This window comes from Roseburia inulinivorans DSM 16841 (assembly GCF_000174195.1).
In the GTDB taxonomy this organism is placed as follows: Bacteria; Bacillota; Clostridia; order Lachnospirales; family Lachnospiraceae; genus Roseburia; species Roseburia inulinivorans.
Genome location: NZ_ACFY01000040.1, coordinates 22,868 through 38,464 on the forward strand (window position 1 = coordinate 22,868; position 15,597 = coordinate 38,464).

Consider the following 15,597-nt stretch of genomic DNA (forward strand, 5'->3'; position numbering starts at 1 on the left):
GGGAAATGAATATTTGGAAACATTTTTGCACGATCAACCATCATAAAATACTTGTGATGAGAGGGTGCTTTCAGGTTGGACTGATCAGGCAGGGACTGCTTCACGATCTTTCAAAATACAGTCCGACCGAGTTTATCGTAGGATGTAAATACTATCAGGGCAATATGAGCCCGAACAATGCAGAGCGTGAGGCGGTTGGTTATTCTTCCGCATGGCTGCATCACAAGGGCAGGAACAAACACCATTTAGAGTACTGGATTGATTATGGAATACCGGATAAAGAAGGACCGCATAAAGGGGAACACAAAGGTCTCTGTGGCATGAAGATGCCAGTCAATTATGTGGTGGAAATGTATATAGACCGCGTAGCGGCATCGAAGAACTATCAGAAAGAAAAGTACCGGGACGACAGTGCTTTAGCATATTATATGAACGGACGGCAATTTCATGTGCTCCATGATGATACGAGGGCATTGTTAGAACTTCTGTTGGAAATGCTAGCGATAAAAGGTGAAAAAGCAACGAACCGCTTTATCCGTGAAGAGGTTCTCTCCCATAAAATCCCGTATGAGAAAGAACCGTTACTGCAATTGAAAGAACAGTTAGAAAAAGAATCATAATATCATTTCAGGAAAAAGAGCCTGCATATCTTCCGGCAAAGGAGCAGTGAACACCAGCGGTTTCTTTGTGACCGGGTGGGTGAAACGAAGCCGGTAAGAGTGCAGAGCCTGTCTGTTTATCTTTGTAAAATCAGGATTGTATAAAAAATCACCGATCAATGGATGCCCGATGGATTTCATATGGACGCGGATCTGATGGGTACGTCCGGTCTCTAATTTCAGGGAGATCAGGGAAAGACCGTCTTGATAGGCAAGTCTTTTATAATGCGTGATGGCAGTTTCGCCGTGAAGCACATCGATCTGCCGTTCTATCGTGGAACCTTCTTTCCGCCCGATCGGAGCGTTGACCGTCCCCTCATCCTCTGTGAAACCTTTCACAATGGCAAGATATTCCCTGCTTATGCCCCGGACTGACACCTCGCTGTTTAATATTGCGGAACTGATGAGATGTTTGGCAAGGATGGTGAGCCCGGTGGTGTCCCGGTCTAAGCGGTTGACACAGCGGAACGTATAAGGAATGCCCTGTGTCTGGTAATAATGGCAGACAGCGTTGGCGAGTGTGTTGTCATAATTGTTCATGGAAGGATGGATTGGCATATCGGCTGGTTTGTTTACCACTAAAATGTCCTCATCTTCATAACAGATGGAGAGAGGGAGATTGGTGGCAACAATATTTTCAGAGCCTTCCGTTTCCTCAAAATGGATAAAAAGACAATCCCCGTCGTTAAGCCTGGTACTCATATATTCCCATTTGCCATTTAAAAGAATACTTTCCGGAATCTTTTTCAACTGCACGGTCACGGCATGGGAAAAACCCTGCTTTTTCAGATAGTCAGAGATGGTCACACCATTGTCCTGTGCGGTTATGTTATATTCTAAATCACGTGTCATAATCGTTCCTTTCCTAAGACCATAAAACGATTATAGCGAAAAGCATGAAAAATTAAAAGAGGAAAAGCACGGAGAACTTGCCCTAAACATAAGATGTATCAAGAAAGCTTTTAAGGTGCGTTTTGAAAACATTTTTATCTCCGTTGACGATGGAACAGGAAAGCGAATGTCTGAAGAAAATGAAAAATGGTGACCTTGAGGCGAGAAACGAGCTGATCGAGCGCAATATGCGGCTGGTTGCCCATGTGGCAAAAAAATACCAGAACCCGGAGGATGAGATGGAGGATCTGATTTCCATCGGAACCATTGGACTGATCAAGGCAGTGGAAACATACAAAGAGGATTATGGGAGCAGGCTTGCGACCTATGCGGCAAGGTGTATTGACAATGAACTATTAATGCATTTCCGGGCAAAAAAGAAAACGTCGAAAGAAGTTTCCCTGTATGAGCCGATTGGAACTGATAAAGAGGGGAACCAGATCCAGCTTTTGGATGTTGTGGTCAGCGAGGACGAGGATGTTGTGGAATTGCTGGAACAGGATCGCAAAGTCAGACGGCTGAATGAAATTATTCCGCAGACATTGTCCGGAAGGGAATTGTTTATTATCATAAACCGTTACGGACTCTATGGGAAAAAGACAATGACACAGAGGGAGATCGCAAGAAAACTTGGGATTTCCAGATCCTATGTTTCGAGGATCGAAAAGAGGGCGATCGAAAAACTCAGGCAGGCATTTTAGGTGTATTATAATATAGAAGAAATATTGTAAAATCTGGAAAATGTGCTATACTAAAACTGCATCTGGCAGATGTATGAGGGCTTCTGCCGGATGTCGGAATCTTTTTTTATCAGAATCATTGCAGGATTCCCTGCGGTATCCACAGAGTATTTTCGAATACATTTATTTTTGATGCAGAAAACGAGGGAAAGGAAGGGTATTTGTATAGTTTAGTAACAACCTCGATCATCCAGGGGATCAAGAGCATCCCGGTCTATGTGGAGGCGGATGTCTCAGATGGCATGCCGCTTTTTGAGATGGTCGGGTCACTTTCGCCTGAGGTAAAAGAATCCAAAGAGCGTGTGCGCACAGCACTGAAAAATACAGGGTATATTCTGCCGCCAAAACGTATCACGATCAATTTTATCCCTGCCAATATCAGAAAGACCGGATCAGGCTTCGACCTTCCGGTTGTTGCCGCAGTGCTTTGTGCCATTGGCATTGTGCCGGAGGAAGCGTTAAAGGACACGATGGTCGTGGGTGAGATCAGCTTGAGCGGGGAGGTAAAGCCCGTCAATGGAATACTGCCTATGGTGGCAGAGGCAAAGGAACGCGGCGTCACACGCTGTATCGTACCGGCGGAGAATCATACAGAGGCGCAGCTTGTAAAAGAGATAGAAATTTTTGCGGTGCAGAGTATTGCAGAAATGATACATATTTTAAACGGGGGCACATACATTGAAAAAGAAATAGGAAAAGCAGTGGCAAAAACGATCCGGATGCTGGATTTTTCGGATATCCAGGGACAGCATTTTGTAAAGAGAGCCTGTGAGGTGGCAGTGAGCGGTATGCACAATCTGCTGATGATAGGACCACCCGGTGCAGGTAAGACCATGACGGCAATGCGGATACCGACGATCCTTCCGCCGCTTGATGAAAAAGAGCAGATGGAACTTTCGAAAATTTACAGTGTATCCGGACAGTTTCAATTACGGGAACAATTAATGGAGGAACGTCCGTTCCGTTGTCCACATCATACGATCACGACGCAGGGATTAGTGGGTGGTGGACTGATCCCAAAGCCGGGAGAAATCTCTCTGGCACACAAGGGCGTTTTATTTTTGGATGAATTGCCGGAATTTAAGCAAAATACTATTGAGATCTTAAGACAGCCGATGGAGGAAAAGGAAGTGCGTTTAGTGCGCGTGAACGGCACGTATGAATATCCGGCTGATTTTATCCTTGTGGCTGCCATGAATCCCTGCAAATGCGGTTATTATCCCGATATGCAGAAATGCAGATGCACGGCTGCTTCCATTGAACGCTATATCAACCGTATCAGTCAGCCGCTCTTAGACCGCATTGACATCTGTGTGGAGACTCCGCAGATTAAATTTGAAGAGCTGAACGGAACGAAAAAAGAGGAATGTTCCGATACAATCCGGGAACGTGTGATTGAAGTGCATGCGATCCAGAAAAAACGTTATCAGAAAGAAGATTTTCAGTTTAACAGCCAGATTCCGGCTGCACGGATTGCAGAATACTGTGCTCTGTCGAAAGATCAGGGAAAATATATGAAGAAAATTTACAAACAGTTAAATCTGACTGCCCGGTCTTATCATAAAATCTTAAAGGTTGCGCGGACACTGGCAGATATGGACGGCACTGAAAACATTCTGGATGCGCATTTGAATGAGGCAGTCTGCTATCGCAATATTGATAAAAGATTCTGGAGGGATTCGTTATGAAATATCAGTACTGGCTTTCAAATATTCCGGGAGTCGGCTGTAAGACGATCCACCGCCTTTTGGGACAGGCAGGTTCTGCGGAAGAAATTTATTTTCTGAAAAAAGAGCAGTTAGAAAAGCTCTCCGGGCTGTCTGACCGCCAGGTGCATGCGATCACTGATCGGAAGAAAAACTGGAATCTGGAAGAAAAATATGCTGCGCTGGGAGAAAGCGGGATCTCTTTTTTATCCTGCGAGATGGAGTCATATCCTAAGCAGCTCAGGAATATCGTGGATGCACCATACAGTTTATACATCAAAGGGAAAATGCCTGATTTCTCAAAAAGAAGAGTGGCGGTCGTCGGGGCGAGAATGTGCTCGGAATACGGAAAGAAAATGGCAGAACAGATCGGTGAAAAACTGGCGTTTTGCGGGGCAGAGGTTTTAAGCGGCATGGCAAGAGGAATTGATGCTTACGGACATATCGGGGCATTAAAAGCGGGAGGAAACACCTATGCGGTGCTGGGGTGTGGCGTAAACATCTGTTACCCGCGGACGAATCAGAAATTATATGAGGATATTCTTTCACATGGAGGGATTATCTCTGAGTATCCGCCGGAGACTGAGCCGATTGCACAATTGTTTCCTGCAAGAAACCGGATCATATCAGCCCTCTCTGATGTAGTCGTGATCGTGGAGGCAAAAGAGCGGAGTGGTTCCCTGATTACGGCAGATTTTGCGTTAGAACAGGGAAAGGATATTTATGCAGTTCCGGGGCGTGTGACAGATTCCTTAAGCATGGGCTGCAATAACCTGATCCGGCAGGGGGCGGGCATTATAAACAGCGTAGAAGATTTTGTAAAAGATCTTGAATTGTATGCGTGTAATGACACAACTCAAGAAAATTTTAACAAATTATTACTTGAAAAAGATGAAAGCTTGGTGTATGCTTGTTTGAGTTTACGACCGAAAAGTATGGAAGAACTTTTGAAAAAGACAGGATTTGCAATGCCTCAGATGGCAGATATCCTGCAGAGACTGATTCAGAAGGACTTTATCACGGAATCTTTTAAAAATTATTATATACGCAAAATCTGAAAGTAAGGAGACAGTTGAATGGCTAAGTACCTGGTTATCGTGGAATCACCGGCAAAGGTGAAGACAATTAAAAAATTTCTGGGAAAAAATTATGAGGTTGCAGCATCAAACGGACATGTGCGCGATCTCCCAAAGAGTCAGCTTGGGGTTGATGTGGAACATGATTTTGAACCGAAGTACATTACTATCCGAGGAAAAGGAGATATCCTTGCAAATCTTCGCAAAGAAGTGAAAAAAGCAGATAAAGTGTATCTCGCAACTGACCCGGACCGTGAGGGTGAAGCGATTTCCTGGCATCTTAGCAAGGCATTAAAACTGGAAGGCAAAGATGTCAACCGAATCAGTTTCAATGAGATTACGCAGAGTGCGGTGAAAGCGTCTTTGAAACAGCCGAGAGACATTGACATGAACCTTGTGAATGCGCAGCAGGCGAGACGTATCTTAGACCGTATGGTTGGTTATAAGATCAGTCCGCTGCTCTGGGCAAAAGTAAAACGTGGCTTAAGTGCCGGACGTGTGCAGTCGGTTGCACTTCGCATCATCTGTGACCGCGAGGAGGAGATCAACGCTTTTATTCCGGAAGAATACTGGACACTTGACGCAGAATTAAAGATCGCAGGTGAGAAAAAGCCTTTACTTGCAAAGTTCTACGGAGACAGCGAGAGCAAGATGAATATCTCTTCGAGGGAGGAGATGGACCGCGTGATGGCAGAAATCTCCAAAGAGACATTTAAAGTGATCGAGGTAAAAAAGGGCGAGCGTGTGAAAAAAGCACCGCTTCCATTTACGACCAGTACTCTGCAGCAGGAGGCATCCAAAGCGCTGAACTTCCCAATCTCAAAGACGATGAGAATCGCCCAGCAGCTCTATGAAGGTGTGGATGTGAAGGGGCAGGGAACGGTCGGTCTCATCACTTACCTGCGTACAGACTCTGTCCGCATTTCCGAGGAAGCAGATGCACAGGCACATGAGTACATCGGAAAAAATTACGGTGAAAATTATCTTGCAACACAGACAACTGCCAAAAAGTCCGGCGCAAAGATCCAGGATGCACATGAGGCCATCCGTCCATCCGATATCAATCGTACACCGGCAATGGTCAAAGATTCCCTTTCCAGAGATCAGTTTCGCCTGTATCAGCTGATCTGGAAACGTTTTGCAGCAAGCCGTATGGCATCTGCGGTATATGAGACGACCAACGTGAAGATCGGTGCCGGAAATTACCGGTTTACAGTATCGGCATCCAAGATCACATTTGATGGATTTATGTCTGTGTACACCAGTGAGGATGACGAAAAGGCAGAAAATAATGTGCTGCTGAAGTCGATCGATGAGAGTACGGAGCTTTCTTTGGAAAAGCTTGATGAAAAACAGCATTTTACCCAGCCGCCGGCACACTATACAGAGGCGTCTCTGGTCAAGACATTAGAGGAACTTGGAATCGGACGTCCGAGTACCTATTCCCCGACCATTACAACGATTCTTGCAAGACGCTATATTGTAAAGGAAAATAAGAACATTTACGTGACAGAACTCGGCGAAGTGGTAAATCAGATCATGAAGGAATCTTTCCCGTCTATCGTGGATGAACATTTCACGGCAAACATGGAGAGCCTGCTCGACAGTGTCGGCGAGGGAACTGTTAACTGGAAAACGGTTATAGAGAACTTTTATCCGGATCTTGAAAAAGCAGTCGAGGCTGCGGAAAAAGATCTTGAGAAGGTCAAAATTGAGGATGAAGTGACCGACGTGGTCTGCGATGTCTGTGGCAGAAATATGGTTGTGAAATATGGACCGCATGGTAAGTTCCTTGCCTGCCCTGGATTCCCGGAATGCCGCAACACAAAACCTTATCTGGAAAAAATCGGCGTCAAATGTCCGAAATGCGGCAAAGAGATTGTGCTGAAAAAGACCAAGAAGGGCAGAAAGTATTACGGCTGTGAGAATAACCCGGAATGCGACTTTATGAGCTGGTCACGTCCGGTAGAAGAGAAATGCCCGAAATGCGGCGGCTACATGGTTATGAAAGGCAGCAAAATCGTCTGCGCAGACGAGCAGTGCGGTTATGTGACAGAGAAGAAAGAAAAAATCAGGAATAATTTGAATATATTGAATTTTCTGAATAAATGTGCTAAAATACAAAATGTCATAAAAAACCAGCAAAAACTTATGGGAGGCTGTCAAATGAGCGTTCAATTGTTAGATAAAACAAGAAAAATCAATAAATTGCTGCATAACAACAATTCGTCAAAAGTGGTATTTAATGATATCTGTGATGTGCTTAAGGATATTTTAAACTCTAACATTCTTGTGATCAGTAAAAAGGGAAAAGTGTTAGGAACCGGTCTGACGGATGGTGTGGAAGAGATCCGGGAGCTGATCGTGGATGAGGTCGGCGGATTTATCGATCCATTGCTGAATGAACGTTTACTTGGAATCCTGTCCACAAAAGAGAATGTCAATCTCGAGACGTTGGGATTTGTGAATGACATTAAGAAATATACTGCGATCATAACACCGATCGACATTGCTGGAGAGCGGCTCGGAACACTGTTTGTGTACCGGGAGAATGATCCGTATGATATTGATGATATTATTTTGAGCGAATATGGGACAACCGTGGTAGGACTTGAGATGATGCGTTCGGTAAATGAAGAGAACGCTGAGGAGACAAGAAAAGTCCAGATCGTAAAATCTGCGATCAGCACGCTTTCTTTTTCAGAACTGGAAGCCATCACCCATATTTTTGAGGAGATGGATGGCAAAGAGGGAATTCTTGTTGCAAGTAAGATCGCAGACCGTGTAGGAATCACAAGATCTGTGATCGTCAATGCACTCCGCAAGTTTGAGAGTGCAGGAGTGATCGAATCAAGATCTTCCGGCATGAAGGGAACCTATATCAAAGTTCTGAATGACGTTGTCTTTGATGAACTGGAACAGATCAAGAAAGAAAATAACATAAAATAAAGGGATTTACGTGAAAAAAGGGATTTTATAGCTTGCTATAGAGTCCTTTTTTCACATTAAGCAGGATCTGTCATGGAAAACGGGAACACAGATTGAAAAAACAAAACACCATATTGTGCCTAAAAGTCAAAAATCTACAAGATATGTCAAAAATGGTAAAAAAAGACTTGTGTTTTTGGATTTATTCTTTATAATAAAACTAGGTTACTGTTGAATTATGTAAATTGGAAGGGGAATGTGTCATGATTACTACGAACGCATTTGACTATATCAATGTGTTGGATAAAGCGGCGGATGCAAGCTGGCTTCGTGAGACTGCGATTATGAATAATCTTGCGAACACAGATACGCCGGGATATAAGAGACAGGAAGTGGATTTTGAGTCTGTACTTCAGAGAGAATTAGGCCACTCCAAATACACAACGCTGGACAAGAAAATCCGTTCCTTAAATGCGGATCTTTCCGGTCTGAATGTATCTACCCATACAGACTCATCAAATTATTCTTACCGTCTGGACCGGAACAACGTGGATCCGGATACCGAGAATGTGGAACTGGCATCGGAGACGATCCGTTATCAGGCACTTACGAACAGCATCACCTCTGATTTTACGAGAATGCAGGCAGTTTTAAAGTAAAATAAGAGCAGGATTACAGGAGGATAAAAATGGCTTTATTTCAGGCGTTTGATATCAGTGCTTCGGGAATGACTGCGGAGCGTTTCCGTATGGATACCATTGCAGAGAATATTGCAAATGTAAATACGACAAGAACAGAAGATGGAACTCCATACCGAAGAAAAATAGTTACTTTTGCAGAGAAGGAAGTGACTTCTTTCTCAAGGTATTATCAGAATGCCAGATCTAAGTTTGTCGGAAATGGTGTGAAAGTATCTTCTGTCAAAGAGGACACAGAGACTGATTTTATCATGGAGTATGATCCGTCCAATCCGGATGCGGATGAGAATGGTTATGTTTCTTATCCGAATGTGAATACGGTCACAGAGATGACGAACCTTATTGATGCATCCCGTGCGTATGAGGCAAACACAACAGCATTCGAGGCTGCAAAATCAATTGCACAGAGCGGACTCTCCATTGGAAAATAAGTAAAGATAAAAGATAAGTAAGGTGGTATGACATATGGATATCAGTTCATTGACAAATATCAGTTCAGATTATCTGAATCAGATCGCACAGCAGAACAGGCTGGTCACGACAGACGATGATTCGTTCAGTTCTGTCCTTTCATCTGCGATGAATATGGTTTCAGAGACAAACAACCTGCAGAACAACGCACAGTCAGAGGTGATCCGTTTTGCATTGGGACAGTCAGAGAACACACATGATCTGTCAACGGCACAGACCAAAGCACTTACTGCGATCCAGTATACGGTGGCAGTGAGAGATAAAATGATCGATGCATACAAAGAAATTATGAATATGCAAATTTAGTGAACGAGGGTAGATGAAAATGCCGGAACAGGTACAAAAGGTTTTAGACAGAATCCTAGAATGGTGGAAAAAATTCAATACAAAACAAAAGACACTGTTGATCAGCATTGTGGCAGTTGTGCTTGTGGCTCTTGCAATTCTTGCGGCAGTCGTTTCCAAACCGAAAATGGTAACATTAGTTACCTGCGCGACGACGGCAGAATCGGGACAGGTCAAGAACATTCTCGACTCCGAGAATATTTCTTATGAACTCTCCGCAGATGGGCTTGCCTTTCAGGTAAATGAGAAAGATTACGCAAATGCTTCCATTGTTCTTGGAACAAATGATATTCCAACCAGCGGCACGAAGCTAAGCGACGTGTTTGATGGAGGTTTCAGTTCCACTGAGGCAGACAAGACCAAAAAGTACAAATTATATCTCGAAGAGTATTATGCTGAGAAGCTTGAGACATTATCGAATGTAGATGCAGCGGCAGTGACACTGGATCTGCCGGACGAAGATGGAACGATCCTCTCCAAGGGCGAACAGGCATATGTGACAGCGATCCTGACACTCAATGGAACAATGGATGATGAACAGGCAGCCGGACTTGCAAAATATCTTGCAACAAATGTTGGAAATGATGACACATCCAATGTGCTCATCCTCGATAATAGTTCAAATGTTCTTTTCTCTGGTCAGGATGATACGTCTGTGACAGGAAATGCCAACAACCAGTTGTCTTTAAAGACCAAAGCCGAAAATCAGGTAAAAGGCCAGGTGAAAGATGTCCTTGTAGGATCATCACTGTTTGACAATGTAGAAGTCGGTCTGAATCTTGCGATGAATTTTGACCAGACCACAGAATCCACACACGAATATTATGCGCCGGATGGACAGACCAATGGTATGGTTGGCTCAAAGAGTGAATATGAATCGAATGCAGTCGGTGGAGCAGCGGCAACACCGGGAACAGATTCCAATGATGACGATACGACTTATGTGATGGAAGATAATGATTACACAAGTTCCAGTGTGTCTGAGACGAATACAAACTACCAGAATAACGAGAAGATCACAACAACAACACCGGCAGTTGGAACTGTTAATTATGACGGCTCATCCATATCTGCAGTCGCAACGAACTATGTGATCTATGATGAGGATACACTGCGTGCTTCCGGAACGCTCGGTGACATGACCTTTGATGAGTATGTTGTTGCAAACAGTGAACCTGTAAAGGCGGAAGTAGACCAGGATCTTTATACGCTGATCTCCAATGCAACAGGCGTACCGGTGAGCAATATCACGATCATTGCATATGATCAGCCGATGTTCCAGTACAGCAAAGGAAGTACACGGACCATATCGGATTATCTGCAGATCATCCTTGCAGTATTGATTTTTGCACTGTTAGGTTATGTAGTATTCCGCAGCACAAGAAAAGAGAAAGCAGTCGAGCCGGAGCCGGAACTTTCCGTGGAGTCTCTGCTTGAATCCACCAAAGAATCTGCAGATACATTACAGGATATCGGATTCAATGAAAAATCAGAGACAAGAGTCCTGATAGAAAAATTCGTAGAAGAAAATCCGGAAGCGGCAGCTTCCTTACTTAGAAACTGGCTGAATGAGGAGTGGGAGTAGAATATGGCAACTGCAGATTACAATGGCGTTCAGAAAGCCGCAATCCTGCTGATTACATTAGGACCTGAACGTTCCGCAGATATTTTTAAACATCTGAAAGAAGAAGAGATTGAGGAACTTACACTGGAGATCGCAAATACAAGAAGCGTGTCTCCACAGGTAAAAGAAGATATTTTAAATGAGTTTTATCAGGTGTGTCTGGCACAGCAGTATATCGCAGAGGGTGGTATCGGTTATGCAAAAGAGCTTCTTGACAAGGCTCTTGGACAGGAAAAAGCACAGGAGGTTATCTCCAAGCTGACTGCTTCCTTACAGGTTCGCCCATTCGAGTTCGTGCGGAAGACAGATCCGAGTCAGCTTTTGAACTTTATCCAGGATGAGCATCCACAGACGATCGCGATGATTTTATCTTATCTGACAGCATCGCAGGCGGCGATGGTTTTAGGAGCACTTCCACCGGAGAAACAGGCGGATGTTGCAAAGAGGATCGCAATGATGGATCGTACATCACCGGATGTGATCAAAGAGGTGGAGCGAGTGTTAGAAAGAAGACTTTCTTCTCTGGTCAACCAGGATTACACGATTGTCGGAGGTGTCGATGCGATCGTGAATATCTTAAATACGGTAGACCGTTCTACAGAGAAGCATATTATGGAATCTCTTGAAATTGAAGAACCTGAGCTTGCAGATGAAATCCGTAAGAAGATGTTCGTATTTGAGGATATCCTTCTTCTCGATGACAGAGCTATCCAGCGAGTCCTTCGTGATGTTGAAAACTCAGATCTTGGCGTGGCATTGAAAGGTGCAAACGAAGATGTTCAGAATGCGATCTTTAACAACCTGTCAAAACGTCTTGCAGCCATGATCAAAGAGGATATGGAATTTATGGGACCTGTGCGTATGAAGGATGTTGAGGAGGCACAGCAGAAGATTGTCAGTGTGATCCGAAAACTTGAAGATGCAGGTGAGATCGTAATTTCAAGAGGCGGAGGTGACGAGATTATTGCCTAATCTTTACAAACAATATTTCGTGCACAACGAGCCGAATAATAAACGTGTCATTAACTCAGATGATATTGTAGAAAAACGTTTAGAGAAGATGGCAGAGCTTAAGCGCAGGGAACAAAAAACAACGGATGAGAATGGCTTCTCAGCAGGAATTGTCGGTCCTGACACAGATTATGTGGAGGAGATCGACCATGTCGCTGAAGCAAAAAAAGAAGCTGAAAAAATTCTGGCGGAAGCACAGGCGCAGGCACAAGCAATTTTAAATCAGGCGAATCAGGAAGCTGAAGATATCCGGGAGAATGCAAAAAATACCGGATATCAGGAGGGAAGACAGAGCCTGGAGAGTGAACTGGCAACGCAGCGTGAAGAGTTACAGAACGAATATCAGAGCAAACAGGAAACGCTTCAGAATGAATTCAGGGAGAAACAACAAAATATGGAAAAGGATCTGGTAGATGTGATCCTTGAGGTTTTTAACAAAGTATTCCATATACAGTTTGACCATAAAAAACACATTCTGATGTATCTCATCGATGATGCAATTTTAAATATCGAGGGAGATAAAAAATTCCGCATCAAGGTTGCTAACAGCAATGTAATGTTTTTGGAGAATCATAAAGAAGAAATCCTGGAACGAGTGGGAGCCGGGATCGAGATCGAGATTGTCGCAGATTCCTCCATGGATGGAAATTCCTGTGTGATCGAGACAGACTCAGGAGTATTCGACTGCAGCCTTGGTGTGCAGCTCGAAAATCTTATTAAAGATATAAAATCACTATGCTTATAAGGATGGTTGAAAGTGGACAGCAGGTATAACAAGTATTTACGACTGGCGGAGAATACATATTTTAAACGGCTTGGAAAAGTTGTTAAAATTGTTGGATTGACCATTGAATCCGTTGGTCCGGATGCAAAACTGAATGACTTGTGCAGAATTATCATTGATGAAAATGCTGGCACCGTGGTAATGGCTGAGGTTGTGGGTTTCAGGGATAAAAGACTGCTTTTGATGCCTTATGAGAGCGTAGAGGGGATAGGAGTAGGATGTATCGTTGAAAATACGGGGCATCCTTTATCTGTTTCTGTAGGAAATGAACTTTTAGGGCACACCTTAGACGGAATTGGACGTCCAACGGACATTGACAAATTAGAAACACCGTATGAATATCCGGTCGATGCACAGCCTCCGGATCCGATGTCAAGAAAGATCATCAGTGAGGTGCTTCCTCTCGGCGTGAAAGCGGTCGATGGATTGATCACAGTCGGAAAAGGACAGCGTATCGGAATTTTTGCAGGTTCCGGTGTCGGAAAGAGTACACTGCTTGGTATGTTTGCAAGAAATACAAAGGCAGATATCAATGTCATTGCCCTGATCGGTGAGCGTGGCCGTGAGGTGCGCGAATTTGTGGAACGGGATCTTGGAGAAGAGGGTATGAAACGTTCCATTGTCGTTGTGGCGACTTCTGACAAACCGGCATTGATCCGTAAGAAGGCAGCAATGACGGCGACATCCATTGCAGAGTATTTCAGGGATCAGGGAAAAGATGTGCTTCTGATGATGGATTCCCTGACACGTTTTTCCATGGCACAGCGCGAGATCGGACTTGCATCCGGAGAACCGCCTGTAACCAGAGGATATCCGCCGAGTGTATATTCGGAGATGCCAAAACTGTTAGAGCGTGCAGGAACTTCAGATAAAGGATCAATCACCGGATTATATACGGTGCTGGTAGATGGTGATGATTTTAATGAACCGATCACAGATACAGCCCGAAGCATTTTGGATGGTCATATCATGCTGTCCAGAAAACTGGGACATAAAAACCACTATCCGGCCATTGATATTTTACAGAGTATTTCCAGGGTTATGAGTTCCATTGCAACGCCGGAACATAAAGAACTGGCAGGCAGGTTAAAAAATGTACTTGCCACATACAATGAGGCAGAAGATCTGATCAATATTGGAGCCTATAAGAGCGGTTCTAACAGGAATATCGATTATGCCATCCAGAAAATCGATGCTGTAAATGATTTCCTGATGCAGAAGACCGACGAAAAATTCCAGTTTGAACAGGAGATCGATCTGCTGCGTGCACTTTTTAATGATTAGAGGTTGATAGGATATGGCAAAAATTTGCATATCGGATGCAAAGCATATTAGATATAAAAGAAAAATGGAAGGCCAGGCGAAGATTGCATATGGAGTTGCAAATGCAAAACTCATGGATGAACAGGGAAAACTCCAGCAGATCATGATACGCAAGGCAGGTTATGGAAAGCCGAGGCGAGAAATTTGGTGAATGGAACCATTGATGTACCTAAGATCAAAGAATGCAAGCGGGCAGTAGATACCATGAAAACGATGCAGCGCAGCCAGATGATGAATGTGCATGTCGCAGAAAAAAATGTAGAGGCTGCCCGGTTGAAACTCAATGAAGTCATGATGGAAAGAAAGACGCATGAGAGACTGAAAGAGCAGGCGTTTGAAGTTTTTAAACAGGAAATGCAATATGCAGAGAATAAAGAAATTGATGAGCTTGTAAGTTACACCTATCATGAGGGGATGACAGAAACCCGGTAATTTTGACAGGGCAATATACGAGAAAGGCATGGACGAGATTATGGCAGAACAAAAGCAGCAGGAAGAATTACAGCAGGAAAATGAAGTTTTAGATAAAAAACAGTTAAAGGCGGCAAAAAAGCTGGAAAAAAGAAGAGAAAACAGAAAAATCCAGATGATCTGGATGGAGATGAGGAAACCGTTGGAGGAAAAATCCTTGTTTTCTTTGTCACGATTATTATCATTCTGATCTGGCTTGCCATCTTTGCAATGCTGATTAAGCTGGATGTGGGAGGATTTGGCTCAGGAGTCTTAGCTCCTGTGATCAAAGATGTTCCTTATCTGAATAAGATTTTGCCGGATTCTGTCACAGAGGAGGTTTCCACGGAAGACAGCCAGTATGCATACACAAATCTGGATGATGCGATCAACCGGATCAAAGAGCTTGAGATTGAGCTTGCAGATGCCCAGAACAGTGCAAATTCTGATGCAGATTATATTGCACAGTTAGAGGAGAAGGCGAAAGAGCTGGATACCTATAAGCAGAATGAGGCAGATTTTGAGAAGGAAAAAGAAAAATGGTATGAGGATGTTGTCTTTTCGGAAGATGCTCCCGATATAAGTAATTACAAAGAGTATTATGAGAGCATTGATGCGGCAAATGCGGAAGTGCTTTATAAACAGGTGGTAGAACAGACTCTGACGGATGAACAGATGGATGATTATGTGAAGACTTATTCCAGCATGAAGCCGAAAGAGGCGGCAGCTATTTTTGATACAATGACAGACAACCTTCAATTGGTAGCAGATATATTATCCAATATGGACACACAGTCCAGAGGAGATATTCTCGGTAAGATGAACTCAGATACGGCAGCAAAAGTAACTGAGATCATGGAGCCTTCAGAATAGAGGGAGAGATCTGAGGAT

General features: G+C 43.8%; 17 protein-coding genes and 1 pseudogene. 17 read left to right on the forward strand and 1 reads right to left on the reverse strand.

The window, feature by feature from the left end:
• Positions 1-5 precede the first annotated feature (5 nt).
• Complete coding sequence (locus ROSEINA2194_RS04085) at positions 6-620, forward strand: DUF5662 family protein (RefSeq protein ID WP_007883742.1); 615 nt, start codon at positions 6-8, stop codon at positions 618-620.
• On the opposite strand, the gene ROSEINA2194_RS04090 is transcribed toward ROSEINA2194_RS04085, so the two are convergent.
• Positions 615-1,511 (reverse strand): RluA family pseudouridine synthase, encoded by an 897-nt coding sequence (locus ROSEINA2194_RS04090; RefSeq protein ID WP_007883744.1) that lies wholly within the window; start codon positions 1,509-1,511, stop codon positions 615-617. The genes ROSEINA2194_RS04085 and ROSEINA2194_RS04090 overlap by 6 nt on opposite strands.
• A 122-nt stretch (positions 1,512-1,633) precedes the next feature.
• Between ROSEINA2194_RS04090 and sigK the strand changes: the two genes are divergently transcribed.
• From sigK to ROSEINA2194_RS04160, 16 genes and pseudogenes are all read left to right on the forward strand, one after another.
• Positions 1,634-2,251 carry an RNA polymerase sporulation sigma factor SigK gene (gene sigK, locus ROSEINA2194_RS04095; RefSeq protein ID WP_044927176.1) on the forward strand — a complete coding sequence of 206 codons (618 nt, stop codon included), beginning with the start codon at positions 1,634-1,636 and terminating at the stop codon, positions 2,249-2,251.
• A 200-nt stretch (positions 2,252-2,451) separates the two neighbouring features.
• Positions 2,452-3,978, forward strand: a complete 1,527-nt coding sequence (locus ROSEINA2194_RS04100; RefSeq protein ID WP_044927178.1) for a YifB family Mg chelatase-like AAA ATPase — start codon at positions 2,452-2,454, stop codon at positions 3,976-3,978.
• Positions 3,975-5,054, forward strand: a complete 1,080-nt coding sequence (dprA, locus tag ROSEINA2194_RS04105) for a DNA-processing protein DprA (RefSeq protein ID WP_007883752.1) — start codon at positions 3,975-3,977, stop codon at positions 5,052-5,054. The genes ROSEINA2194_RS04100 and dprA overlap by 4 nt, the downstream gene beginning before the upstream one ends.
• 18 nt (positions 5,055-5,072) lie before the next feature.
• Positions 5,073-7,139: pseudogene (gene topA / locus ROSEINA2194_RS04110) on the forward strand (type I DNA topoisomerase); the annotation flags it as partial.
• 99 nt (positions 7,140-7,238) lie between these two features.
• Positions 7,239-8,021, forward strand: a complete 783-nt coding sequence (gene codY / locus ROSEINA2194_RS23450; protein ID WP_021922656.1) for a GTP-sensing pleiotropic transcriptional regulator CodY — start codon at positions 7,239-7,241, stop codon at positions 8,019-8,021.
• 242 nt (positions 8,022-8,263) lie between these two features.
• Positions 8,264-8,659: a flagellar basal body rod protein FlgB gene (gene flgB / locus ROSEINA2194_RS04115; RefSeq protein WP_007883756.1), complete on the forward strand. Its 396-nt coding sequence runs from the start codon at positions 8,264-8,266 to the stop codon at positions 8,657-8,659.
• A gap of 29 nt (positions 8,660-8,688) precedes the next feature.
• The gene (flgC, locus tag ROSEINA2194_RS04120; RefSeq protein WP_007883762.1) at positions 8,689-9,129 is read left to right on the forward strand and encodes a flagellar basal body rod protein FlgC; all 441 of its coding nucleotides are present in this window, start codon (positions 8,689-8,691) and stop codon (positions 9,127-9,129) included.
• Between the two features lie 34 nt (positions 9,130-9,163).
• Positions 9,164-9,475 (forward strand): flagellar hook-basal body complex protein FliE, encoded by a 312-nt coding sequence (gene fliE / locus ROSEINA2194_RS04125; protein WP_007883765.1) that lies wholly within the window; start codon positions 9,164-9,166, stop codon positions 9,473-9,475.
• A 13-nt stretch (positions 9,476-9,488) separates the two neighbouring features.
• Positions 9,489-11,099, forward strand: coding sequence for a flagellar basal-body MS-ring/collar protein FliF (fliF, locus tag ROSEINA2194_RS04130; protein WP_007883767.1), 1,611 nt, complete (start codon positions 9,489-9,491; stop codon positions 11,097-11,099).
• Positions 11,100-11,102: 3 nt separating this feature from the next.
• Positions 11,103-12,110, forward strand: coding sequence for a flagellar motor switch protein FliG (fliG, locus tag ROSEINA2194_RS04135; RefSeq protein ID WP_007883769.1), 1,008 nt, complete (start codon positions 11,103-11,105; stop codon positions 12,108-12,110).
• Entirely contained in the window at positions 12,091-12,894 is an 804-nt protein-coding gene (locus ROSEINA2194_RS20135) for a FliH/SctL family protein (protein ID WP_227970674.1), read from the forward strand. The genes fliG and ROSEINA2194_RS20135 overlap by 20 nt, the downstream gene beginning before the upstream one ends.
• A gap of 12 nt (positions 12,895-12,906) precedes the next feature.
• Positions 12,907-14,217, forward strand: coding sequence for a flagellar protein export ATPase FliI (gene fliI, locus ROSEINA2194_RS04145; RefSeq protein ID WP_007883772.1), 1,311 nt, complete (start codon positions 12,907-12,909; stop codon positions 14,215-14,217).
• A gap of 13 nt (positions 14,218-14,230) precedes the next feature.
• A complete protein-coding gene (locus tag ROSEINA2194_RS21735) occupies positions 14,231-14,407 on the forward strand; it encodes a hypothetical protein (RefSeq protein ID WP_007883773.1) in 177 nt (58 codons plus the stop codon).
• Complete coding sequence (locus ROSEINA2194_RS04150; RefSeq protein ID WP_007883774.1) at positions 14,404-14,688, forward strand: flagellar export protein FliJ; 285 nt, start codon at positions 14,404-14,406, stop codon at positions 14,686-14,688. Before ROSEINA2194_RS21735 ends, ROSEINA2194_RS04150 begins: the two co-directional genes overlap by 4 nt.
• Before the next feature lie 28 nt (positions 14,689-14,716).
• A complete protein-coding gene (locus ROSEINA2194_RS21740; protein ID WP_007883775.1) occupies positions 14,717-14,917 on the forward strand; it encodes a hypothetical protein in 201 nt (66 codons plus the stop codon).
• Between the two features lie 71 nt (positions 14,918-14,988).
• Positions 14,989-15,579, forward strand: coding sequence for a MotE family protein (locus tag ROSEINA2194_RS04160; RefSeq protein WP_252832548.1), 591 nt, complete (start codon positions 14,989-14,991; stop codon positions 15,577-15,579).
• The last annotated feature ends 18 nt before the right edge of the window (positions 15,580-15,597 follow it).

Excerpts from the sequence above, each read along its gene's own strand:
- ROSEINA2194_RS04085 (WP_007883742.1), top strand. The coding sequence starts at position 6 with ATGAATATTTGGAAACATTTTTGCACGATCAACCATCATAAAATACTT.
- ROSEINA2194_RS04090 (WP_007883744.1), bottom strand. The coding sequence starts at position 1,511 with ATGACACGTGATTTAGAATATAACATAACCGCACAGGACAATGGTGTG.
- dprA (WP_007883752.1), top strand. The coding sequence starts at position 3,975 with ATGAAATATCAGTACTGGCTTTCAAATATTCCGGGAGTCGGCTGTAAG.
- codY (WP_021922656.1), top strand. The coding sequence starts at position 7,239 with ATGAGCGTTCAATTGTTAGATAAAACAAGAAAAATCAATAAATTGCTG.
- flgB (WP_007883756.1), top strand. The coding sequence starts at position 8,264 with ATGATTACTACGAACGCATTTGACTATATCAATGTGTTGGATAAAGCG.
- flgC (WP_007883762.1), top strand. The coding sequence starts at position 8,689 with ATGGCTTTATTTCAGGCGTTTGATATCAGTGCTTCGGGAATGACTGCG.
- fliE (WP_007883765.1), top strand. The coding sequence starts at position 9,164 with ATGGATATCAGTTCATTGACAAATATCAGTTCAGATTATCTGAATCAG.
- fliF (WP_007883767.1), top strand. The coding sequence starts at position 9,489 with ATGAAAATGCCGGAACAGGTACAAAAGGTTTTAGACAGAATCCTAGAA.
- fliG (WP_007883769.1), top strand. The coding sequence starts at position 11,103 with ATGGCAACTGCAGATTACAATGGCGTTCAGAAAGCCGCAATCCTGCTG.
- ROSEINA2194_RS21735 (WP_007883773.1), top strand. The coding sequence starts at position 14,231 with ATGGCAAAAATTTGCATATCGGATGCAAAGCATATTAGATATAAAAGA.
- ROSEINA2194_RS21740 (WP_007883775.1), top strand. The coding sequence starts at position 14,717 with ATGGACGAGATTATGGCAGAACAAAAGCAGCAGGAAGAATTACAGCAG.